Origin of the sequence: Thermococcus sp. 21S9, assembly GCF_012027635.1 — an archaeon.
In the GTDB taxonomy this organism is placed as follows: Archaea; Methanobacteriota_B; Thermococci; order Thermococcales; family Thermococcaceae; genus Thermococcus.
Genome location: NZ_SNUS01000001.1, coordinates 1,118,581 through 1,138,830 on the forward strand (window position 1 = coordinate 1,118,581; position 20,250 = coordinate 1,138,830).

Annotated in this window: 38 protein-coding genes and 3 tRNA genes; all 41 read left to right on the forward strand. The window is 55.7% G+C overall.

The window, feature by feature from the left end; translation table 11 throughout:
* Positions 1 to 9 precede the first annotated feature (9 nt).
* The 41 genes from rplV (at position 10) to E3E28_RS06495 (ending at position 20,248) form a co-directional block, all read left to right on the forward strand.
* Positions 10 to 480 (forward strand): 50S ribosomal protein L22, encoded by a 471-nt coding sequence (rplV, locus tag E3E28_RS06295; protein ID WP_099209831.1) that lies wholly within the window; start codon positions 10 to 12, stop codon positions 478 to 480.
* Positions 481 to 485: 5 nt separating this feature from the next.
* A complete protein-coding gene (rpsC, locus tag E3E28_RS06300; RefSeq protein WP_167914460.1) occupies positions 486 to 1,115 on the forward strand; it encodes a 30S ribosomal protein S3 in 630 nt (209 codons plus the stop codon).
* A complete protein-coding gene (gene rpmC, locus E3E28_RS06305) occupies positions 1,102 to 1,302 on the forward strand; it encodes a 50S ribosomal protein L29 (RefSeq protein ID WP_042692814.1) in 201 nt (66 codons plus the stop codon). The genes rpsC and rpmC overlap by 14 nt, the downstream gene beginning before the upstream one ends.
* Before the next feature lie 36 nt (positions 1,303 to 1,338).
* Complete coding sequence (gene yciH / locus E3E28_RS06310) at positions 1,339 to 1,605, forward strand: stress response translation initiation inhibitor YciH (RefSeq protein WP_206203870.1); 267 nt, start codon at positions 1,339 to 1,341, stop codon at positions 1,603 to 1,605.
* On the forward strand, positions 1,491 to 1,868 hold the full coding sequence (locus E3E28_RS06315) for a ribonuclease P protein component 1 (RefSeq protein ID WP_167914461.1): 378 nt from the start codon (positions 1,491 to 1,493) through the stop codon (positions 1,866 to 1,868). Before yciH ends, E3E28_RS06315 begins: the two co-directional genes overlap by 115 nt.
* Complete coding sequence (locus E3E28_RS06320) at positions 1,865 to 2,209, forward strand: 30S ribosomal protein S17 (RefSeq protein ID WP_099209835.1); 345 nt, start codon at positions 1,865 to 1,867, stop codon at positions 2,207 to 2,209. Before E3E28_RS06315 ends, E3E28_RS06320 begins: the two co-directional genes overlap by 4 nt.
* A gap of 4 nt (positions 2,210 to 2,213) precedes the next feature.
* Positions 2,214 to 2,639, forward strand: coding sequence for a 50S ribosomal protein L14 (locus E3E28_RS06325; protein ID WP_068665902.1), 426 nt, complete (start codon positions 2,214 to 2,216; stop codon positions 2,637 to 2,639).
* Between the two features lie 10 nt (positions 2,640 to 2,649).
* The gene (gene rplX / locus E3E28_RS06330) at positions 2,650 to 3,015 is read left to right on the forward strand and encodes a 50S ribosomal protein L24 (protein ID WP_167914462.1); all 366 of its coding nucleotides are present in this window, start codon (positions 2,650 to 2,652) and stop codon (positions 3,013 to 3,015) included.
* Positions 3,015 to 3,746: a 30S ribosomal protein S4e gene (locus E3E28_RS06335; RefSeq protein WP_167915269.1), complete on the forward strand. Its 732-nt coding sequence runs from the start codon at positions 3,015 to 3,017 to the stop codon at positions 3,744 to 3,746. Before rplX ends, E3E28_RS06335 begins: the two co-directional genes overlap by 1 nt.
* An 11-nt stretch (positions 3,747 to 3,757) precedes the next feature.
* Positions 3,758 to 4,309, forward strand: coding sequence for a 50S ribosomal protein L5 (locus E3E28_RS06340; protein ID WP_167914463.1), 552 nt, complete (start codon positions 3,758 to 3,760; stop codon positions 4,307 to 4,309).
* Between the two features lies 1 nt (position 4,310).
* On the forward strand, positions 4,311 to 4,481 hold the full coding sequence (locus E3E28_RS06345) for a 30S ribosomal protein S14 (protein ID WP_011250478.1): 171 nt from the start codon (positions 4,311 to 4,313) through the stop codon (positions 4,479 to 4,481).
* 11 nt (positions 4,482 to 4,492) lie between these two features.
* A complete protein-coding gene (locus tag E3E28_RS06350) occupies positions 4,493 to 4,885 on the forward strand; it encodes a 30S ribosomal protein S8 (RefSeq protein WP_042692830.1) in 393 nt (130 codons plus the stop codon).
* A 10-nt stretch (positions 4,886 to 4,895) separates the two neighbouring features.
* A complete protein-coding gene (locus E3E28_RS06355; RefSeq protein ID WP_167914464.1) occupies positions 4,896 to 5,450 on the forward strand; it encodes a 50S ribosomal protein L6 in 555 nt (184 codons plus the stop codon).
* A 10-nt stretch (positions 5,451 to 5,460) separates the two neighbouring features.
* Entirely contained in the window at positions 5,461 to 5,844 is a 384-nt protein-coding gene (locus E3E28_RS06360) for a 50S ribosomal protein L32e (protein WP_167914465.1), read from the forward strand.
* Positions 5,844 to 6,296: a 50S ribosomal protein L19e gene (locus E3E28_RS06365; RefSeq protein ID WP_206203809.1), complete on the forward strand. Its 453-nt coding sequence runs from the start codon at positions 5,844 to 5,846 to the stop codon at positions 6,294 to 6,296. Before E3E28_RS06360 ends, E3E28_RS06365 begins: the two co-directional genes overlap by 1 nt.
* A gap of 10 nt (positions 6,297 to 6,306) precedes the next feature.
* Positions 6,307 to 6,912, forward strand: coding sequence for a 50S ribosomal protein L18 (locus tag E3E28_RS06370; protein ID WP_167914466.1), 606 nt, complete (start codon positions 6,307 to 6,309; stop codon positions 6,910 to 6,912).
* Complete coding sequence (rpsE, locus tag E3E28_RS06375) at positions 6,909 to 7,616, forward strand: 30S ribosomal protein S5 (RefSeq protein ID WP_099209843.1); 708 nt, start codon at positions 6,909 to 6,911, stop codon at positions 7,614 to 7,616. Before E3E28_RS06370 ends, rpsE begins: the two co-directional genes overlap by 4 nt.
* 11 nt (positions 7,617 to 7,627) lie before the next feature.
* On the forward strand, positions 7,628 to 8,095 hold the full coding sequence (locus E3E28_RS06380; RefSeq protein ID WP_167914467.1) for a 50S ribosomal protein L30: 468 nt from the start codon (positions 7,628 to 7,630) through the stop codon (positions 8,093 to 8,095).
* An 11-nt stretch (positions 8,096 to 8,106) separates the two neighbouring features.
* Positions 8,107 to 8,553: an uL15m family ribosomal protein gene (locus tag E3E28_RS06385; protein ID WP_167914468.1), complete on the forward strand. Its 447-nt coding sequence runs from the start codon at positions 8,107 to 8,109 to the stop codon at positions 8,551 to 8,553.
* A 29-nt stretch (positions 8,554 to 8,582) separates the two neighbouring features.
* A complete protein-coding gene (gene secY / locus E3E28_RS06390) occupies positions 8,583 to 10,034 on the forward strand; it encodes a preprotein translocase subunit SecY (RefSeq protein WP_167914469.1) in 1,452 nt (483 codons plus the stop codon).
* Between the two features lie 70 nt (positions 10,035 to 10,104).
* Positions 10,105 to 10,695 (forward strand): adenylate kinase, encoded by a 591-nt coding sequence (locus E3E28_RS06395; RefSeq protein ID WP_167914470.1) that lies wholly within the window; start codon positions 10,105 to 10,107, stop codon positions 10,693 to 10,695.
* Positions 10,688 to 11,212, forward strand: a complete 525-nt coding sequence (locus E3E28_RS06400; protein WP_167914471.1) for an EMC3/TMCO1 family protein — start codon at positions 10,688 to 10,690, stop codon at positions 11,210 to 11,212. The genes E3E28_RS06395 and E3E28_RS06400 overlap by 8 nt, the downstream gene beginning before the upstream one ends.
* 42 nt (positions 11,213 to 11,254) lie before the next feature.
* Positions 11,255 to 11,524: a 50S ribosomal protein L34e gene (locus tag E3E28_RS06405; protein WP_042692855.1), complete on the forward strand. Its 270-nt coding sequence runs from the start codon at positions 11,255 to 11,257 to the stop codon at positions 11,522 to 11,524.
* A 9-nt stretch (positions 11,525 to 11,533) separates the two neighbouring features.
* Entirely contained in the window at positions 11,534 to 12,127 is a 594-nt protein-coding gene (gene cmk, locus E3E28_RS06410; RefSeq protein ID WP_167914472.1) for a (d)CMP kinase, read from the forward strand.
* Positions 12,128 to 12,379 (forward strand): 50S ribosomal protein L14e, encoded by a 252-nt coding sequence (locus E3E28_RS06415; RefSeq protein ID WP_042692860.1) that lies wholly within the window; start codon positions 12,128 to 12,130, stop codon positions 12,377 to 12,379.
* 68 nt (positions 12,380 to 12,447) lie between these two features.
* Positions 12,448 to 13,161, forward strand: a complete 714-nt coding sequence (locus tag E3E28_RS06420) for an SDR family oxidoreductase (protein ID WP_167914473.1) — start codon at positions 12,448 to 12,450, stop codon at positions 13,159 to 13,161.
* A 57-nt stretch (positions 13,162 to 13,218) separates the two neighbouring features.
* Complete coding sequence (locus E3E28_RS06425; protein ID WP_167915270.1) at positions 13,219 to 14,223, forward strand: RNA-guided pseudouridylation complex pseudouridine synthase subunit Cbf5; 1,005 nt, start codon at positions 13,219 to 13,221, stop codon at positions 14,221 to 14,223.
* A gap of 111 nt (positions 14,224 to 14,334) precedes the next feature.
* Positions 14,335 to 15,312 carry a potassium transporter Kef gene (locus E3E28_RS06430; protein ID WP_167914474.1) on the forward strand — a complete coding sequence of 326 codons (978 nt, stop codon included), beginning with the start codon at positions 14,335 to 14,337 and terminating at the stop codon, positions 15,310 to 15,312.
* Between the two features lie 78 nt (positions 15,313 to 15,390).
* Positions 15,391 to 15,978, forward strand: coding sequence for a class I SAM-dependent methyltransferase (locus E3E28_RS06435; RefSeq protein ID WP_167914475.1), 588 nt, complete (start codon positions 15,391 to 15,393; stop codon positions 15,976 to 15,978).
* Positions 15,964 to 16,050 (forward strand) — tRNA-Ser (locus E3E28_RS06440). The genes E3E28_RS06435 and E3E28_RS06440 overlap by 15 nt, the downstream gene beginning before the upstream one ends.
* A gap of 42 nt (positions 16,051 to 16,092) precedes the next feature.
* Positions 16,093 to 16,542 carry a 30S ribosomal protein S13 gene (locus E3E28_RS06445; RefSeq protein WP_167914476.1) on the forward strand — a complete coding sequence of 150 codons (450 nt, stop codon included), beginning with the start codon at positions 16,093 to 16,095 and terminating at the stop codon, positions 16,540 to 16,542.
* Between the two features lie 10 nt (positions 16,543 to 16,552).
* Positions 16,553 to 17,095, forward strand: a complete 543-nt coding sequence (locus E3E28_RS06450; RefSeq protein WP_167914477.1) for a 30S ribosomal protein S4 — start codon at positions 16,553 to 16,555, stop codon at positions 17,093 to 17,095.
* The gene (locus tag E3E28_RS06455) at positions 17,092 to 17,514 is read left to right on the forward strand and encodes a 30S ribosomal protein S11 (protein WP_099209855.1); all 423 of its coding nucleotides are present in this window, start codon (positions 17,092 to 17,094) and stop codon (positions 17,512 to 17,514) included. The genes E3E28_RS06450 and E3E28_RS06455 overlap by 4 nt, the downstream gene beginning before the upstream one ends.
* 29 nt (positions 17,515 to 17,543) lie before the next feature.
* Positions 17,544 to 18,326 carry a DNA-directed RNA polymerase subunit D gene (locus E3E28_RS06460; protein WP_167914478.1) on the forward strand — a complete coding sequence of 261 codons (783 nt, stop codon included), beginning with the start codon at positions 17,544 to 17,546 and terminating at the stop codon, positions 18,324 to 18,326.
* A gap of 1 nt (position 18,327) precedes the next feature.
* Positions 18,328 to 18,415, forward strand: a tRNA-Leu gene (locus E3E28_RS06465).
* 58 nt (positions 18,416 to 18,473) lie between these two features.
* The gene (locus E3E28_RS06470; protein ID WP_167914479.1) at positions 18,474 to 18,839 is read left to right on the forward strand and encodes a 50S ribosomal protein L18e; all 366 of its coding nucleotides are present in this window, start codon (positions 18,474 to 18,476) and stop codon (positions 18,837 to 18,839) included.
* A 6-nt stretch (positions 18,840 to 18,845) separates the two neighbouring features.
* Positions 18,846 to 19,274, forward strand: coding sequence for a 50S ribosomal protein L13 (gene rplM, locus E3E28_RS06475; protein ID WP_014122445.1), 429 nt, complete (start codon positions 18,846 to 18,848; stop codon positions 19,272 to 19,274).
* A 10-nt stretch (positions 19,275 to 19,284) separates the two neighbouring features.
* Positions 19,285 to 19,692, forward strand: coding sequence for a 30S ribosomal protein S9 (locus E3E28_RS06480; protein WP_015859569.1), 408 nt, complete (start codon positions 19,285 to 19,287; stop codon positions 19,690 to 19,692).
* 32 nt (positions 19,693 to 19,724) lie between these two features.
* The gene (locus E3E28_RS06485) at positions 19,725 to 19,922 is read left to right on the forward strand and encodes a DNA-directed RNA polymerase subunit N (protein WP_011250450.1); all 198 of its coding nucleotides are present in this window, start codon (positions 19,725 to 19,727) and stop codon (positions 19,920 to 19,922) included.
* A gap of 17 nt (positions 19,923 to 19,939) precedes the next feature.
* Positions 19,940 to 20,017 (forward strand) — tRNA-Pro (locus E3E28_RS06490).
* Positions 20,018 to 20,074: 57 nt separating this feature from the next.
* On the forward strand, positions 20,075 to 20,248 hold the full coding sequence (locus E3E28_RS06495) for a DNA-directed RNA polymerase subunit K (RefSeq protein WP_042692889.1): 174 nt from the start codon (positions 20,075 to 20,077) through the stop codon (positions 20,246 to 20,248).
* Positions 20,249 to 20,250 lie beyond the last annotated feature (2 nt).

Below are 20,250 nucleotides of genomic sequence, written 5' to 3' on the forward strand. Positions count from 1 at the left end.
GTGGTTTAGATGAGCAGGGGCAGGTTTTCCTACTCATTCCAAAATTTTGACCCCGAGAGGATGGCTCGCGCAAGCGGAAGGGACCTCAGGATTTCACCCAAGCACAGCGTCGAGCTCCTCAGGGAGATAAGGGGTATGATGCTCAACGACGCCCTCAAGTACCTTGACGACGTTATAAACCTTAGAAGGCCCGTTCCTATGAAGCGCTTCAACGACAGCCAGGGTCACAAGCCGGGCAAGGGCTTCGGCCCCGGAAGGTACCCGGTCAAGGTCGCCAAGGCCGTCAAGAAGATACTCCTCAACGCCAAGAACAACGCTGAGCAGAAGGGCCTCGACGTCGACAGGCTCAAGATAATCCACGCGGCAGCGCACAGAGGCCCGGTCCTCAGGGGCTACATCCCGAGGGCCTTTGGAAGGGCCACCCCGTTCAACGAGGAGACGACCCACATAGAGATAGTCGTCGAGGAGATTAGGAGGTGAGACCTTTGGCTATCGAGAGGTACTTCATCAAGGAAGGCGTTAAGGAGATGCTCATCGACGAGTACCTTGAGAAAGAACTTAGAAGGGGCGGTTACGGAGGCCTTGACATCAAGAAGACTCCCCTTGGAACCAAGGTCATAATCTTTGCCGCGAGCCCCGGTTACGTCATCGGCAGGGGTGGAAGGAGGATAAGGGAACTGACCAGAATCCTCGAGAGGCAGTTCGGTCTCGAGAACCCGCAGATTGAGGTCGAGGAAATCAAGAACCCCTACCTCAACGCCAAGGTTCAGGCGGTAAGGCTTGCTCAGGCCCTCGAGAGGGGAATCCACTTCAGGAGGGCCGCTTACTCAGCAATCAGGGCCATCATGAGGAACGGTGCTCGCGGTGTTGAGATTAGGCTCAGCGGAAAGCTCACCGGTGAGAGAGCCAAGAGTGTCAGGTTCTACCAGGGCTACCTCGCCAAGGTCGGCAACCCGGCCGAGACCCTCGTCAGCAAGGGCTATGCTCAGGCCCTGCTCAAGCTCGGTGTTATAGGAGTTAAGGTTGCCATCATGCCACCTGACGCGAGGTTGCCAGATGAGATTGAGGTCAAGGACATAGTCGAGGAAGAGGTGAGCGCCGATGAAGCCCAGTGAGATTAGGGAGATGAGCATAGAGGAGATTGAGCAGAAGATAAGGGAGCTCCGCCTCGAGCTTGCCAAGGAGAGGGGCGTGCTCACCATGGGGGCTTCCCTCGAGAACCCCATGGTCATCCGCAACCTCAGGCGCGACATCGCGCGCCTGCTTACCATAAAGAAGGAGAAGCTTAGGGAGAAAAGGTGAGGTTAGGTGCCGAGGATTGTGAACCCTCTGGATGAGATGCTCTTTAAGGAGGTCCTGAAGGAACAGCAGAGGATTAGGGTCTACATTGAGAGGGCCCGCTACGGAAAGCTTAAGACCATAATCGAGGGCATAGACGAGAAGGAGTTCGACCTCGAGGACATAGCAAAGAAGCTGAAGGCGAAGCTGGCATGTGGCGGAACCGTAAAGAAGGGAAGGATAGAGCTCCAGGGCGACCACAGGGACCGTATCAAGAAGTTGCTCGGAGACCTTGGATTTTCCGAGGAGCTCATCGAGGTCGAGTGACGCGGAAAAACCTAGTCTGGCACGAGCTCATAGGCCTCAAAGCAAAGATTATAAGGGCATCTCATCCAGAGCTGGTCGGCATCGAGGGCTACGTCCTTGACGAGACGAGGAACACCCTCACCATAGGTGGGGAGAGGGTTTGGGTCGTTCCAAAGGACGTGGTCGAGATTGAGTTCGACCTCGGCGATGAGAAAATCCGAATCAACGGTCGTGATTTGATTGGAAGGCCCGAGATGAGACTCAAGAAGAGGTGGCGGAAATGAGAGAGATTGGATTGAGGGTTCAGCCTCCCGCTGAGGTATGTAACGACCCCAAGTGCCCCTGGCACGGGAACCTCAAGATACACGGGAGATACGTTGAAGGTATAGTCGTCAGCGACAAGGGTAAGAAGACCGTCGTCGTTGAGAGGCAGTACTACCACTACCTCAAGAAATACGAGCGTTACGAGCTCAGGAGGAGCAAGGTTCACGCCCACAACCCGGAGTGCATCAACGCCAAGACCGGCGACAAAGTCCTCATAGCCGAGACCAGGCCGATAAGCAAGACCAAGAGCTGGGTAGTTGTGGCCGTCCTTGAGAGGGCCGAGAGGAAGGAGGGGGTGTGAGGCAATGGCCAAGAAGGGTGCCGGTGCGACGAGGGGAATCAGCCCCGTTAGGCCCACCCGCGCGCTCCCGATTGGGGCCTACCTCAAGGTCGCCGACAACAGCGGTGCCAAGGTCATCCAGATAATCGGCGTCGTCGGCTACAAGGGAACCAGGAGGAGGCTTGCCAGCGCTGGAGTCGGTGACATGGTCGTTGCGACCGTCAAGAAGGGAAGGCCCGACATAAGGCACCAGGTCGTCAGGGCTGTCGTCGTCAGGCAGAGGAAGGAGTACAGAAGGCTCGACGGCATGCGCGTCAAGTTCGAGGACAACGCGGCCGCGATAGTTACCCCCGAAGGCGTCCCGAGGGGAACCGAAATCAGGGGTGCCATAGCCAGAGAGGCCGCCGAGAGGTGGGTCAGGCTCGGTAGCATAGCGAGCATAGTGCTGTGAGGTGAGAGTTATGAAGCTTGATATGAAACAGCCGAGAAAGCAGAGGAAGTTCCTCTACAACGCTCCCCTTCACCTTAGGAACAAGATAATGAGCGCGACCCTCAGCGAGGACCTCAGGGAGAAGTACGGCGTCAGAAACCTCCCGATTAGGGTCGGCGACAAGGTCAAGGTCATGCGCGGAGACTTCAAGGGTAAGGAGGGAAAGGTCGTCGAGGTCGACCTCAAGAGGTACAGGATTCACGTTGAGGGCGTCATCCAGAAGAGAACCGACGGAACCGAGGTTTACTACCCGCTCCACCCCTCGAACGTGATGATTGTTGACCTCAACCTTGACGATGAGAGGAGAGAGAAGATAATTAAGAGGAGGGCTGAGTGATGGCGAGAAAGGGTCCGAAGAGGCACCTTAAGAGACTTGCCGCCCCGACCGCTTGGTACATCCACAGGAAGGCCTACAAGTGGGCCGTTCGCCCGAGCCCGGGTCCGCACAGCATGAAGACTTCCATACCGCTCCTTTACATAGTCAGGGATTACCTCGGCTACGCCAAGACCGCTCGTGAGGCCAGGAAGATACTCAACGAGGGCAAGATACTCGTTGACGGTAGGGTTAGGAAGGACTACAAGTTCCCCGTTGGAATCATGGACGTTGTCTCGATTCCGGAAACCGGGGAGCACTACAGGGTTCTGCCCAACAGGATTGGCAAGCTCATCCTCCACCCGATAAGCGAGGAAGAGGCAAAGCTCAAGCCCTTCAGGATTGACAACAAGAGGATGGTCAAGGGCGCGAAGGTCCAGCTCAACCTCCACGACGGAACCAACCACCTCGTTGGCCTTGCCGAGAAAGATGCTTACAAGACCTCATACACCGTCATCATGAAGGTTCCGGAGAGGCAGATAGTCAAGATACTGCCCTTCGAGGTCGGTGCCTACGTCTTCGTTACCCAGGGTAAGAACGTCGCGAGGAAGGGTAAGATAGTCGAGGTCAGGCACTTCCCAATGGGCTGGCCCGACGTCGTCACCATCGAGGACGAGAACGGCGAGCTCTTTGACACCCTGAAGGAGTACGCCTTCGTCGTTGGTAAGGACAAGCCGGAGATTTCCCTTCCGTGAGGTGAGAGACGATGCAGATTAACAGGGAGGCTATCCTTGCAGACTGGGAAGCTCACCCGATGAGGAAGCCGAGGATTGCGAAGCTCACCATAAACATCGGTGTTGGCGAGAGCGGTGAGAGGCTTACCAAGGCCGAGAAGATGCTCCAGGGCCTCGTCGGCCAGAAGCCGATAAGGAGGCGCGCGAAGCAGACCAACAAGGACTTCGGAATAAGGCGCGGTGAGCCGATAGCGGTTAAGGTCACCCTCCGTGGAAAGAAGGCCTACGAGATGCTCGACAGGCTCCTTGAGGCCGTTGACAGGAAGCTCAGCGTCGGCAACTTCGACGAGCACGGGAACTTCTGCTTTGGAATCCAGGAGCACATCAACATACCGGGCGTCGAGTACGACCCCGAGATAGGTATCTTCGGTATGGACGTCTGCGTCACCCTTGAGAGGCCCGGCTTTAGGGTCGCCAAGAGGAAGAGGCAGAGGAGGAAGATACCGGCCAAGCACAAGCTGACGAAGGAAGAGGGTATAGTCTTCGCTATTGAGGAGTTCAAGGTCAACGTGGAGGGATTGTGAGATGGCGAAGGCTGATTACAACAAGAGGAAGCCGAGAAAGTTTGGTAAGGGAGCGAGAAGGTGCATGCGTTGCGGCCAGTACGGCCCGATAATCAGGATACACGGCCTTATGCTCTGCAGGCACTGCTTCCGCGAGGTCGCTCCAAAGCTCGGCTTCAAGAAGTATGAGTGAGGTGAGAAGCGATGACTCTGCTTGACCCGCTTGCGAACGCTCTCTCCCACATGACCAACAGCGAGAGGGTTGGAAAGAAGGAGGTTTACATAAAGCCCGCCTCGAAGCTCATCGGTGAGGTTCTCAGGGTTATGCAGGAGAACGGCTACATCGGCGAGTTCGAGTTCATAGACGATGGAAGGGCAGGCATCTACCGCGTTCAGCTCATCGGCAAGATAAACAAGGCCGGTGCGATTAAGCCGAGGTTCCCCGTCAAGGCCAGGGACTACGAGTACTGGGAGAAGAGGTTCCTTCCAGCGTTCGAGTTCGGAATCCTCATAGTGTCCACCTCCCAGGGCGTTATGACCCACAAGGAGGCCCGTGAGAAGGGCATCGGTGGAAGGCTGATAGCCTACGTCTACTGAGGTGAGAGCGATGCCGATAGACGCGTGGATAAGGGAAGAGGTTGAGATTCCAGAGGGAGTCGAGGTCACCATCGAAGGCAACACCGTCAAGGTCAAGGGCCCCAAGGGAGAACTCCAGAGGGAGCTCAAGTACCCGGGCGTTAAGATATTCACCGAGGACGGCAAGGTCGTTGTTTACAAGGAGTTCCCGAGGAAGAAGGACATCGCCATCGCGAGAACCTTCAAGGCCCACATAGCCAACATGATTAAGGGCGTCACCGAGGGCTTCACCTATAAGCTCAAAGTGGTCTACAGCCACTTCCCGGTCACCGTCAAGGTCCAGGGCGACGAGGTCGTCATCGAGAACTTCCTCGGTGAGAAGAACCCGAGGAGGGCCAAAATCCTTCCGGGCGTTACGGTGAAGGTTCGCGGTCAGGAGATAACCGTTGAGGGCATAGACAAGGAAGCCGTTGGCCAGACCGCGGCCAACATCGAGCAGGCCACGAGGATAACGAAGTGGGACAGGCGTGTCTTCCAGGATGGTATTTACATAGTTGAGAAGGCTGGCAAGCCGATAAAGTTCTGAGGTGTGAGAAATGGACGAGAAGGCGAGACTCCTTAGGGTGAGGGCCAGGCTCAAGAGGAAGAAGCCCAAGTTCCTCCGTCAGGAGTGGTGGAGGTACCCGAAGTTCAAGAACAACCCCAAGTGGCGCAGGCCCAAGGGAATCGACAGCAAGATGAGGCTCAAGAAGAAGGGCAAGCCCCGCTCACCGAGCATAGGCTGGAGCTCACCGAAGGCCGTTCGCGGGCTTCACCCGAGCGGTTACGAGGAAGTCCTCGTTCACAACGTCAAGGAACTCGAGGCAATAGACCCGACCAGGCAGGCCGCGAGGATAGCTGGAACCGTCGGCGCGAGGAAGAGGGAGCTTATAATCGCGAGGGCCAAGGAGCTCGGAATTAAGGTCCTCAACGCGAGGTGATGCTCATGCTTAAGATGCAGAGAAGGATTGCCGCTGACATTTTGAAGTGCGGTGAGAACAGGGTTTGGATTGACCCCGAGAGGATTGACGACGTTGCCGCGGCAATAACAAGGGAGGACATAAAGAGGCTCATCCACGACGGCGTCATCAAGAAGAAGCCCATCAAGGGCCAGAGCAGGGCCAGGGCGAGGGCCTTCCACGAGGCGAGGAAGAAGGGACGCCACAGGGGCCCCGGAAGCAGGAAGGGTAAGAAGACCGCCAGGATGGGCAAGAAGGAGCGCTGGATGATGACCATAAGGGCCCTCAGGAAGGAACTCAGGAAGCTCAAGGCCGAGGGCAAGATTGACGCCCACACCTACAGGAGGCTCTACATCAGGGCCAAGGGTGGCCAGTTCAAGAACAAGAGGCAGCTCTACCTGTTCATGCAGGAGCACGGCATCTTGAAGGAGTGAGGTGAGATAAATGGCGAGAGGACCAAGGTATAGGGTTCCCTTCAGGAGGAGGAGAGAGGGTAAGACCAACTACCACAAGAGGCTCAAGCTCCTCAAGAGCAAGAAGCCGAGGCTCGTCGTGAGGAAGACCCTCAACCACCACATAGCGCAGATTATAGTCTACGACCCGAAGGGCGACAGGACGATAGTTTCCGCCCACACGAGGGAGCTTATCAGGGACTTCGGCTGGAAGGGCCACACCGGAAACACCCCGAGCGCCTACCTCCTCGGACTGCTCATCGGTTACAAGGCAAAGAAGGCCGGCGTTGAGGAGGCCATACTCGACATAGGCCTTCACCCGCCGACGAGGGGCAGTTCAATCTTCGCCGTCCTCAAGGGAGCCGTTGACGCTGGCTTGAACGTTCCGCACAGCGAGGAGATATTCCCCGAGGACTACAGGATAAGGGGCGAGCACGTGGCGGAATACGCCAAGGCCCTCAAGGAGGAGGACGAGGCCCTTTACAGGAAGCAGTTTGGTGGCTACCTCGTCAAGGGCCTTGAGCCCGAGAAGCTCCCCGAGCACTTTGAAGAGGTTAAGGCCAAGATAATCGAGAAGTTTGAGGGGGCGAGAGAATGAGCGACCCGAGAGAGATTGCCCAGAGGGTTCTTGAGGAGTGGGAGCCGAGGACCAAGCTCGGCATGCTCGTCAAGGAGGGTCAGATAACTGACATTCACGAGATATTCAGGAAGGGTTACCAGATAAAGGAGCCCGAGATAGTCGACGTCCTCCTTCCCGAGACCAACCTCAGGGAGAATCAGGAAGTGCTCGACATCGCTCTCACCGTCAGAATGACCGACAGCGGTAGGAGGATTCGCTTCAGGGTTCTCGCAGCTGTTGGCAACAGGGACGGCTACGTCGGCCTCGGAATCGGCCACGGAAGGGAAGTCGGTATAGCCATCAGGAAGGCCATCAGCTACGCCAAGATGAACATCATCGAAATCAAGCGCGGTTGCGGTTCATGGGAGTGCAGGTGCAGGAGGCCACACTCGATTCCGTTCGCCGTCGAGGGCAAAGAGGGAAGCGTCCGCGTCAAGCTCATGCCCGGACCGCGTGGCCTTGGACTGGTCATCGGTGACGTCGGCAAGAAGATACTGAGCCTGGCTGGCGTTCAGGACGTCTGGTCTCAGACCCTCGGTGAGACGAGGACCACCGTCAACTTCGCCAAGGCAGTTTTCAACGCCCTCTACAACACCAACCGCGTTGCCATACAGCCCGGTATGGAGGAGAAGTACGGTATCGTCGTTGGCAGGGCGATGCCTCAGAGCTTCACCCTTGAGTGAGGTGAGAGAAGATGGCAAAGCTCGCACTCATAAGGCTTAGGAGCGGGATTAGGGCGAGGGGAGAGGTGAGGGACACCCTCGCCATGCTTCGCCTTCACAGGATTAACCACCTCGTCATAGTCGACGACAACCCGAGCTACCGTGGAATGATACAGAAGGTCAAGGACTACATCACCTGGGGCGAAATAGACAAGGAGACCCTCGTCAAGCTCCTCAGAAAGAGGGGCAGGCTCGTCGGCAACAAGCCGATAACCGACGAGTACGTCCAGGAGAAGCTTGGAATGACCATCGAGGAGTTCGCCGATAAGGTCATCAACGGCGAGATGAAGCTCAGGGATTTACCCAACATCAAGCCCGTCTTCAGGCTCCACCCGCCGAGGGGAGGACTGAAGGGAAGCAAGAAGCGCACCTTCAAGGAAGGCGGGGCTTTAGGTTACAGGGGCGAGAAGATTAACGAGCTCATTGAGAGAATGCTCTGAGGTGGCGAGAGATGATTAGGAGGAGGAAGAAGGTTAGGAAGTTCCGCGGAAGTCACACTCACGGATGGGGGTGCAAGAAGAAGCACAGAGGAGGAGGAAGCAAGGGCGGTCGTGGTATGGCCGGTACCGGTAAGAGGAAGGACCAGAAGTTCACCTGGACCATCAAGTACGCCCCCGACCGCCTCGGCAAGCGCGGATTCCACAGGCCCAAGGCCGTTCAGTACGTCCCCAAGGTCATCAACCTGAGCGACATCGACGAGAACTTCGAGCTCTTCAAGGACATGGGCATCATCTACGAGGAGGAAGGAAAGCTCGTCTTCGACGCCACCCAGCTCGGCGTTGACAAGGTTCTCGGTACAGGAAAGCTCACCCGCGCCATCGTTGTCAAGGCCTACTACGTTACCCCCAAGGCCGAGGAGAAGATTAAGGCCGCTGGTGGCGAGGTCATCCTCGCCTGATTTCTTTCAACTTTTGGCGGGTGTCGGCTATGGGAAAGGTAAGGGACATTGTATACGCCATAGAGCGCTACTTCCCCGAGGTTGAGAGGCCGAAGAGGCACGTTCCCCTCAAGGAGAAGTTCATGTGGACCGGAATAGTTCTACTGCTCTACTTCATACTCGCTGAAATCCCGTTGTATGGAATCCCACCCAAGGTTCAGGATTACTTTGCAACGCTCCGTTTCGTGCTTGCGGGTAGGAGTGGCTCCCTGTTAACTCTGGGTATCGGTCCCATCGTTACCGCGAGTATAATCATGCAGCTTCTCGTTGGTTCCGAGATAGTTAAGCTCGACCTTTCAAATCCCGAGGATAGGAGGTTTTACCAGGCCGCTCAGAAGCTGTTTTCGGTATTCATGAGCTTCTTCGAGGCGGCTATCTACGTCTTCGCGGGAGCGTTTGGTAAGGTCAGCACTGGGATAGGTGCATTCCAGACCGTCACGAGTCCGGATGGGTTCGTCTACATTGGCTTGGGCCTTGCGCTCCTGATAGTCCTCCAGCTGGGATTCGCGTCAACTATGCTTATACTCCTTGATGAACTCGTCAGCAAGTGGGGAATAGGCAGTGGTATCAGTCTCTTCATTGCCGCGGGAGTTTCGCAGACGGTCATTTACAAGGCCCTCGCGCCAATACCGAGCAAGGAGTACATCGACCCGCTCACTGGCCAGCCGGCAATCGTCGGTGCTATCCCTGCGTTCATACAGCACCTCCTTAAGGGGGACATTACCGGTGCCCTCTACCGTGGTGGTACCCTGCCGGACATGGTCAAGCTCATGGGAACAATAGTGGTATTCCTCATCGTCGTCTACCTTGAGAGCATGCGCGTCGAGATTCCGCTCAGCTACGGTCGTGTAACCGTTCGCGGAAGGTACCCGATAAGGTTCATGTACGTCAGCAACATCCCGATAATCCTCACCATGGCGCTCTACGCCAACATACAGCTCTGGGCCAGGCTCCTCAATAACTACGGCATAACCTGGCTTGGAACCTTTGGGGAGAACGGATACCCGACCAGCGGTTTCGTCACGTACCTCTACCCACCAAGGGACATCTTCCACGTCATAGCCGACCCCTGGAGGGCCTTCGTCTACGCGATAATGACGATATTCTGGTCGCTGATATTCGGTTTCCTCTGGGTTGAGCTGACTGGACTCGACGCGAAGAGCATAGCAAGACAGCTCCAGCAGGCAGGACTTCAGATTCCGGGCTTCAGGCGCGACCCGAGAATCCTTGAGAGGGTCCTCCAGCGCTACATACCGTACGTTACATTCTGGGGTTCATTCACGCTGGCGTTGGTGGCAGTGCTCGCGGACTTCTTCGGAGCGCTGGGTACGGGAACAGGAATACTGCTGACGGTCGGTATACTCTACAGGTTCTACGAGGAGATAGCGAGGGAGCAGGCAACGGAGATGTTCCCTGCCCTCAGAAGGTTCTTCGCCAAGTGACCCTTTCCTTTTTGCAAAACCTTTTAAGGCCGTTCTTCCTTACCCCACCAGAACTCCCTGGGTGAGAGCTATGCCGTTTGTGGTCATGATTACAGGCATTCCAGGAGTTGGCAAAAGTACCATTACGAGACTTGCCCTCAAGAGAACCCGTGCGAGGTTCAGGCTCGTAAACTTCGGCGACCTAATGTTTGAAGAGGCCGTTAAGGCCGGTCTCGTTGAGCACAGGGATGAGATGAGAAAGCTCGACCCGAAAACGCAGAGGGAGCTCCAGCTCAAAGCCGCCCAGAAGATAGTCGAGATAGCCCGGGAGGAACCGGTACTGCTCGACACCCACGCGACCATAAGGACTCCCGTTGGCTACTTACTTGGTTTTCCCAGGGAGGTTATAGAGGTCATAAACCCCAACTTCATAGTGATAATCGAGGCGACGCCGAGCGAGATACTCGGAAGGCGTCTCCGCGACCTCAAGAGGGACAGGGACGTTGAGACCGAGGAGCAGATTGAGAGGCACCAGGACCTCAACAGGGCCGCGGCGGTGAGCTACGCCATGCACTCAAACGCACTCATAAAGATAATCGAGAACCACGAGGATAAGGGTCTTGAAGAGGCGGTTAACGAACTCGTCCAAGTGCTGGACCTGGCGGTGAGTGAGTATGATTGAGGGGATTTATCAGTTCCTTGACAAGGTCTTTGGGCCGTTTATGATGAACTACCACCCGCTATGGGTCATAACGTTCATGGGCTTCATAATCGGCGGGTTTTACACGTTGCTCTACTACTTCTTCACGGACATTGAGAAGCAGAAGAAACTCCAGAAGCTCGCCAAGGAAGTTCAGAAGGAAATGAGGGAGGCGCAGAAGAGCGGTGATGAAAAGAAGCTCAGAAAGGCCCAGCAGAAGCAGTTAGAGCTTATGAAGATGCAGGGCGAACTTATGAAGCAACAGATGGTTCCAATGTTCCTAACGATGCCAATATTCTGGATATTCTTCAGCTGGCTCAGGAGATGGTACACCGAGGTCGCGATAGCCAAGGCTCCCTTTAACTTCTTCCTCTTCGACTGGTTCCACAAGATGTACCACTCCGCTCTGTCGGGAAGTGAACTTGGCTACTTCGGCTGGTACATCCTTTCGAGCTACGTCATTGGTATGGTGCTCAGAAAGCTCCTCGACATGGGATAAATTTAAAAACGCTCCGCTGAAAGGGGTTGCGAGGTGAGAGTAATGAAGCCGATGTACCGCTCAAGGTCATGGAGGAGGAAGTACGTTAGGACTCCCGGAGGAAGAACCGTAATCCACTTCGAGAGGAGGAAGCCCAAGGTTGCCCACTGCGCCATGTGCGGAAGGCCCCTCAACGGCGTTCCGCGCGGAAGGCCGAGTGAGCTCAGGAAGCTCCCGAAGACCGCCAAGAGGCCCGAGAGACCCTACCCGAACCTCTGCCCGAGCTGCATGAGGAAGGTTATGAAGGCCCAGGTTAGGGCTTCCCTCAGCTGAGGTGCGCCTATGCCGAAGGGCTGCCTCGTCATAACCGTCAGTGGTCTGGCCGGTTCCGGAACTACTACCCTCTGCCGGAACCTTGCCAAGCACTACGGCTTCAAGCACGTTTACGCCGGGTTGATATTCCGGCAGATGGCGAAGGAAAGGGGAATGACCCTGGAGGAATTCCAGAAGTACGTCGAGTTCCACCCGGAGATAGATAGGGAAGTTGACCGGAGGCAGGTCGAGGCAGCCAAGGAGTGTAACGTTGTCATTGAGGGTAGGCTCGCCGGATGGATGGTCAAGAACGCGGACCTTAAGATATGGCTCGACGCTCCAATAATGGAGCGTGCCAAGAGGGTTGCAAGAAGGGAAGGCGTCTCCGTTGAGGAGGCCTTCGTCCAGATTGCCGAGAGGGAGAAACAGAACAGGAAAAGGTATTTAAACCTCTACGGTATCGACATCGAGGACAAGTCGATTTACGATTTAATCATAAACACTGCCAAATGGGGTCCCGATGGGGTCTTCGCGATTGTGAAGGCCGCCATCGACCACCTTTACCCCGACGGCGACGCGGGGTCGGGTTCAAGCCCGGAAAACAAAAAGAAGGAGGTGGGATGAATGCCAGCTATTGAGGTCGGAAGGATTGCCGTCGTTATTGCTGGAAGGAGGGCCGGACAGAAGGTCGTCGTTGCCGACATAATCGACAAGAACTTCGTCCTCGTCACCGGCGCTGGCCTCAACAAGGTCAAGCGCAGGAGGATGAACGTCAAGCACCTCGAGCCCCTTCCGGAGAAGGTCAACATCGAGCGCGGTGCCTCCGACGAGGAGATAAAGAAGGCCCTCGAAGAGGCCGGCATAAGCCTTGAGTGAGGGCTTTCCCTCACTCTTCTTCCAATAAGTTTCTTAACGCTTCTCTCGTTAATTCTTCGGGGATTGACATGATTGCACTCGTTACCGGCGCAACCGGTGGAATCGGAAGGCTTCTCGTGAAGGTGTTGCTTGATGAAAGTTACAGTGTTGTTGGCGTGGGAAGGAGACGGGAGAAGCTCGAGGAGCTGAAGGCCCTCGGCGACTTTGACTACATCGTTGCTGACTTAAGCGAGCCAAACAGTGCAGAAAGAATAGCAAAAGCCCTAAGGGAGCTTGGAATAGGGGAACTCGACCTCCTCGTGAACAACGCCGGCTATGCACTCAGGAAGCCCCTTCTTAAGCATAGCGACGAAGAACTCGAGAGGCTATTCAAGGTTAACGCGTTGGTTCCCATTGAGCTCACGCGGGAGCTGTTGCCCCTCTTTAGACCCGGCTCAACGGTCGTCTTCGTAATCAGCGGGGTCGCCTTCGTGAACGTTCCCGAGCTTCCATCTTACTGCGCCGCCAAGGGCGCACTGCACTACCTCGCGGTGAACCTCGAGCGGGAGCTGAAGAATAGGGGAATCCGTGTCATGCGCGTCTATCCAAAGCAGGTCAAGACGGAGTTCTTCACCCGGAACAACGTGCCATACCCGAAGGGTTCAATAGAACCCGAAGACGTCGTTAGGGCAATAATAAAGGGGCTGAAGAAGGGTAAACGGGAAGTCTTCGTCCCCGGCTACCTCAAACTGGTCAAATACCTCCCCAACTGGCCGGTTTTCACGTATCGCTTTAAGTATTAGGTGGGTTTATAAGGGGAGTTTTCGAGTTTAGGGCGATAACGCTCATCGGTGATGCTCATGGCGAGGGACGAAGTGAGGAGAATCCTTCCGGCTGACATAAAGCGAGAGGTACTGATTAAGGACGAGAAGGCCGAGACGAATCCAAAGTGGGGCTTTCCGCCGGAGAAGAGGCCGATGGAGATGCACATACAGTTCGGCATAATCAACCTCGACAAGCCGCCGGGACCGACGAGCCACGAAGTTGTCGCGTGGATTAAGAAGCTCTTCAACCTGAGCAAGGCCGGCCACGGCGGAACCCTCGACCCCAAGGTCAGTGGTGTTTTACCGGTTGCCCTTGAGAGGGCCACGAGGGTCGTTCAGGCGCTCCTTCCTGCAGGTAAGGAGTACGTAGCTTTGATGCACCTTCACGGTGACGTTCCCGAGGACAAAATCCTCGCAGTCATGAGGGAGTTCCAGGGCGAGATAATCCAGAGGCCACCGCTGAGGAGTGCCGTAAAGAGGCGCCTGAGGACGAGGAAGGTCTACTACATCGACGTGCTCGAGATAGACGGCAGGGACGTGCTCTTCCGCGTTGGCGTCGAGGCGGGAACGTACATACGCTCGCTCATCCACCACATAGGTCTAGCTTTGGGCGTTGGAGCTCACATGGCCGAGTTGCGCCGTACCAGAAGCGGTCCCTTCAAGGAGGACGAGACGCTGGTGACGCTCCACGATTTGGTGGACTACTACCACTTCTGGAAGGAGGACGGCATTGAGGAGTACTTCCGGAAGGCGATACAGCCGATGGAGAAGGCCGTCGAACACCTCCCCAAGGTGTGGATAAGGGATTCGGCCGTTTCAGCTGTGACGCACGGTGCAGATTTGGCCGTTCCGGGAATAGTCAAGCTCCACAAGGGCATAAAGAAGGGTGACCTCGTTGCGATAATGACCCTCAAGGACGAGCTTGTCGCTTTAGGAAAGGCCACGATGACGAGCGGGGAGATGCTCCAGAGGAGCAAGGGCATAGCGGTTGACGTTGACAAGGTCTTCATGCCAAGGGACTGGTATCCCAAAATGTGGTAGCGCCCCTTGCTGACGCAAGCGCCGGCGGAAGAGTTGGGTGCTTTTGATTGATTTTCCTCATAAACAACTTTTATTAAACGTTTTAGCGTATCGTAGCAAGGTGGCATGTATATGGGCTGGAAGGACCCTCGTCTCCTCCTAAACTTTCTTCTCGGGATTGTTTTTCTGGCAGTCATGTTTCACTACTTCCTTTCGCTTCCATGGCGAGAAAGCTTCTTGTTTGGGGTCGTCCTATCGCTTCTCTATACTCTGGCCCATGTTCTTTGGAAGGAACCAGAGAAATGGAGAAAGTCTGGGCTCTTAAAATCCAGGGGCTTAAGGTACCTCATCTTTTTCCTGGGCTCGTTTGGGTTCGGTGTGCTCTTGTTCGGGTTTATGTATCTGGTCTTTGCAAAACCGGGAACTTCGTTCGTTTCCCTCGTCAAGGTGCTCGGCGCTCTCTTTGCAATAGGCTCCTCCCTGATGTTCCTCGCCTCGGCGTTTTATAGCAAGAATAAGACGCCTGAGAAAATCACTTACTCCTGGCAGAACTTTCTGAGGGAGCTTTCGGCGTCAATTCTCCTATTCATGATTTCATACTTCTCCGGTGTTAGCTTGGAAAAGAGTGTTTCAATGGCTCTTTATGTTTTTGTTATCGCTGGCTGGTACTACTCCATGATGGCCCACAAATATGTGATATCTGACCGGGTACTCAAAATCCGGGCCGTTATGAATTTTGTTGCCATTACTTTGGGGCTGTACCTGTTTGTAACTGACAACGTAATCATCAGTGGGCTGGCTGGGGTAGTTTTCGCGGTTGTCTCTGAAAAAGACTACAAGATAACACGGAAGCTCATTGAGAGGGGACTGCTGGAGAGGAAATACGCTGAAATTGGGGCTGGACGCTTGTTTTATGCCGTCTTTTATGGACTTGGGGTGGTGGTTGCTTTGATGATAATCACAGGGAACTACAGCTTTTCGTTTATCCGGGAATCCCTGTTAACTATGTTTAGGCTCCTGTACCTCTTTACGACGATGTTTTTGCCCTTCGGGACGTTTATCGGGTGGTTGAGGTTGAGGATTCATGGTGTGGGAATCGATGAGCAATAGCGCTGGTGAAACCTGCCAACCTGGACATGGATTCGCGTGCATCCCCACCTTTATAAACCCCTCAACGAAGCACCGCACATGAGCCACTACTACTCCGAAGAGCCGAACGTCCCGCTGAAGACGAAGACGATAGAGGTCTGCCTTAGGGGCCACTGCTTCAAGTTCATCACTGCGAGCGGTGTCTTCTCCTTCGGGAAGCTCGACCGGGGGACGGAGTTGCTCATAGAGAACATGGTTCTCGACAGGAACTGGCGCGTCCTCGATTTGGGCTGTGGCTACGGGGCTATTGGCATAGTCGCATCGCGCTTCGTTGACTACGTCGTCATGACCGACGTGAACAGGAGAGCGGTCAGCATAGCGAGGAAAAACTTAAAAATCAACGGCGTTAGAAACGCCGAGGTCAGGTGGGGAAGCCTCTACGAGCCCGTTAAGGGCGAAAAATTCGACTCAATCATCACCAATCCCCCCGTGCACGCGGGAAAGGAAGTCCTGAGGGAAATAGTTATAAACGCTCCCCGGCATCTCAACGATGGTGGCCTCCTGCAACTGGTGATTAAGACGAAGCAGGGGGCAAAGTATATTAAGGCCCTCATGGATGAGCACTTCACCGAAGTGAGAGAGCTCGCGAAGGGGAGCGGTTACCGCGTGTACGCCGGGATTGCCTAGCCTGGGAAGGCGCGGGCCTTGAGAGCCCGTGGGCGTTTGCCCGCCGGGGTTCAAATCCCCGTCCCGGCGCCAAAATCCCTTTGATTCCCAAGAGGGATGGGAGGTGTATTCGTAATGACCGAGAACTTCAGGCACATAGTCCGCGTTGCGGGCGTTGATTTGGATGGACACAAGCAGTTGAGATGGGCACTGACAGGGATTAAGGGAATAGGAATAAACTTCGCCACTATGGTGCTCAGGGTTGCAGGACTCGACCCCTACATGAAGGCCGGTTACCTCACCGACGAGCAGGTCAAGCTGATAGAGAAAATCCTCGAGGACCCCGTCGCCCACGGAATCCCGGCCTGGGCCGTCAACAGGCCGAAGGACTACGAGACCGGCAAGGACATGCACCTCATTACCGCCAAGCTCGTTATGGCCTGGCGCGAGGACGTCAACAGGCTCAGGAGAATACGCGCTTACCGCGGTATAAGGCACGAGCTCGGCCTGCCACTCCGCGGTCAGAGGACCAGGTCGAACTTCAGGCACGGAACTACGGTCGGCGTTAGCAGGAGGAAGAAGTGAGGTGGTGTAAATGGGAGACCCGAAGAGGCAGAGGAAGAAGTACGAGACTCCCTCTCACCCCTGGATTAAGGAGAGACTCGACCGCGAGAGGGTTCTGAAGAGGAAGTACGCCCTCAAGAACAAGAAGGAGCTCTGGCGCCACGAGACCCAGCTCAAGGAGTTCAGGCGTAGGGCGAGGCGCCTTCTCGCCGCCCGCGGTAAGCAGGCCGAAATCGAGAGGCAGCAGCTCCTCCAGAGGCTCCACAGGCTCGGCCTTCTCCCGGCCGATGCAGTTCTCGATGACGTTCTCTCGCTCACCGTTGAGGACGTCCTCGAGAGAAGGCTTCAGACGATAGTTTACAAGAAGGGACTCGCCAGGACCATCAAGCAGGCCAGACAGCTCATAGTCCACGGCCACATCGAGGTCAACGGCCAGATAATCCGCTCACCCGGCTACCTCGTCCTCCGCGAGGAGGAGGACACCATCACCTACTCCAAGAACTCTCCCTTCGCGAAGGAATCTCACCCGGAGAGAATGGTTATCGAACAGGCCAAGCAGGGTGGTGAGGCATGAGCGAGGAAACCCAGCAGCAGGTTAACCTTAAGAAGAAGGAGAAGTGGGGAGTTGCCCACATTTACTCCTCCTACAACAACACCATCATCCACATCACCGACCTCACCGGGGCCGAGACCGTCTCCAGGTGGAGCGGTGGTATGGTCGTCAAGGCCGACAGGGACGAGCCCTCTCCGTACGCGGCTATGATTGCCGCCAAGAGGGCCGCTGAAGAGGCTATGGAGAAGGGCTTCGTCGGTGTTCACATCAAGGTTCGCGCCCCCGGAGGAAGCAAGAGCAAGACCCCTGGACCCGGTGCTCAGGCGGCAATCAGGGCCCTCGCGAGGGCCGGCCTCAGAATCGGCAGGGTGGAAGACGTTACCCCGATACCGCACGACGGAACCAGGCCCAAGGGCGGTAGGCGCGGTAGGCGCGTCTGACCTCTACAACTTCTTTTTTGGTGATGCAAATGGAGCCGAAGTTTGAAATTCTTGAAAAGAGGGAGGACTCGATAAAGTTCATCGTTAGCGGCATAGACGTCGCCTTTGCCAACGCCCTTAGAAGGACTATTTTGGCCGACGTCCCGACCTTTGCCGTTGACGAGGTCGAGTTCTTCGAGAACGACTCCGCTTTATTCGACGAGATAATCGCCCATAGGTTGGCCATGATTCCTCTCACGACTCCTGTCGAGAGGTTCTCGCTCGACGCGCTTGAACTCGACGACTACACCGTTACTCTCTCACTCGAGGCAGAGGGGCCCGGTATGGTTTACTCCGGCGACCTCAAGAGCAGTGACGAGGGAATCAAACCCGCGAACCCGAACATTCCGATAGTCAAGCTCGCCGAGGGGCAGAAGCTCACGCTCAACGCCTACGCCAAGCTCGGTCGCGGAAAGGACCACGCCAAGTGGCAGCCGGGCTTCGTCTACTACAAGTACCTGACGAAAATCCACGTTAGCAAGGACGTTCCCGACTGGGAAGAGCTCAAGGAGCTCGCCGAGAGGCGCGGTTTACCTGTTGAGGAGAAGAAGGACGAGATAGTCATAACCACCACCAAGGCCTTCTACCTGCCGAGGAAGTTCGAGGCCTACGAGGGCGAGAAGATTAGGGAAGAAGTAGTGCCTGGAACGTTCGTCTTTACAGTGGAAACAAACGGAGAGCTCCCCGTTGAGGAAATCGTGAGCATAGCGCTCAAGATACTCATGAGGAAGAGCGATAGATTTATAAACGAACTCCATAAATTAGCCGACTGACGCGGGGGTAGCCGAGCCTGGCCAAAGGCGCGGGATTCAGGGTCCCGTCCCGTAGGGGTTCCGGGGTTCAAATCCCCGCCCCCGCACCATAACGCTCACCCCGTCCACCTGTCGGTTTCCCTGCGAGAGCGTTGAGGAGGTATGTTCATGGTCAAGAGAACCGGTCCCACCGACATCAACCTGAGAAGGCTCATTCGGGCACTCAGGAAGAAGTCGAACGAAGAGGGAGTTAAGATTTGGAAGGACATCGCTTGGCGCCTTGAGAGGCCGAGAAGGCAGAGGGCTGAAGTCAACGTCAGCAAGATAAACCGCTACACCAAGGAGGGCGACACCGTAATCGTTCCGGGAAGCGTCCTCGGTGCAGGAAAGCTCGAGCACAAGGTCACCGTTGCAGCTTGGAAGTTCAGCGAGACCGCTAAGAAGAAAATCCTTGAGGCCGGTGGCGAGGTCATAACCATCGAGGAGCTTATGGAGAGAAACCCGAAGGGTAGTGGAGTAATCATAATGGAGTGATGGGCCATGAGGATTATTAACGCTGAAGGACTCATACTCGGAAGGCTCGCCTCGAAGGTTGCCAAGATGCTCCTCGAGGGCGAAGAGGTCGTTATCGTCAACGCCGAGAAGGCCATCATCACCGGAAACCGCGAGGACATCTTCGCCAAGTACAAGCAGAGGACCGAACTCAGAACCAGAACCAACCCGAGGAGGGGCCCCTTCTATCCGAAGAGGAGCGACGAGATAGTCAGGAGAACCGTTAGGGGCATGCTCCCCTGGAAGACCGACCGCGGAAGGAAGGCCTTCAGAAGGCTCAAGGTCTACGTCGGCGTTCCCAAGGAGTTTGAGGGCAAGGAGCTTGAGACCATAAGCGAGGCCCACATGTCGAGGCTTGCCACGCCGAAGTACGTCACCGTTGGTGAAGTGGCCAAGTTCCTCGGTGGAAAGTTCTGAGGTGAGAAAGATGAGGGTCATCCAGACTGCTGGAAAGAGGAAAACCGCCATAGCGAGGGCCACCATAAGGGAAGGAAAGGGAAGGGTGAGAATCAACCACAAGCCCGTCGAGATAATCGAGCCCGAGATAGCGCGCTTCACCATTATGGAACCGCTCATCCTTGCCGGCGAGGAGATTGTCAGCAAGGTTGACATCGACGTCAAGGTCGAGGGCGGAGGCTTCATGGGTCAGGCCGAGGCCGCACGCGTTGCCATAGCAAGGGCCCTCGTCGAGTGGACCAACGACATGAACCTCAAGGAAAAGTTTATGAAGTACGACAGGACTATGCTCGTTGGCGACAGCAGGAGGACCGAGCCCCACAAGCCCAACCGCTCGACCAAGGGTCCGAGGGCCAAGAGGCAGAAGTCCTACCGTTGATGCCTTCCCTTTAACAATTTGAGGTGTGGGAAATGATAGTCCCCGTCAGGTGCTTCACCTGCGGAAAGGTGCTGGCAGACAAGTACTACGAGTTCAAGAAGAGGGTTGAGGCCGGGGAAGACCCTGGCAAGGTCCTCGACGACCTCGGCGTCGAGAGGTACTGCTGCAGGAGAACGCTCCTCAGCCACGTGGAGCTCATCGACCAGGTAATGGTTTATAAAGTCTACTAAAAACCGCAATTCTGGGCGGGGCCGTGGGGTAGCTTGGTCTATCCTCCCGGCTTGGGGTGCCGGAGACCCGGGTTCAAATCCCGGCGGCCCCACCAACATTCCGTTCACTGAAAAAACCTCTCTTGAAGGTGTGGAAGGAAGGGGTGGTGAGTATGTTCAAGTACACCCGCTTTGAGAAGGCCCGCATCATCGGTGCGAGGGCTCTGCAAATAGCGATGGGCGCCCCCGTGCTGATAGACGTTCCCGAGGGAATAACTCCCCTTCAAGCTGCCTTGATGGAGTTCGAGAAGGGAATAATCCCGCTCACCGTAATAAGGCCGAGCTGATG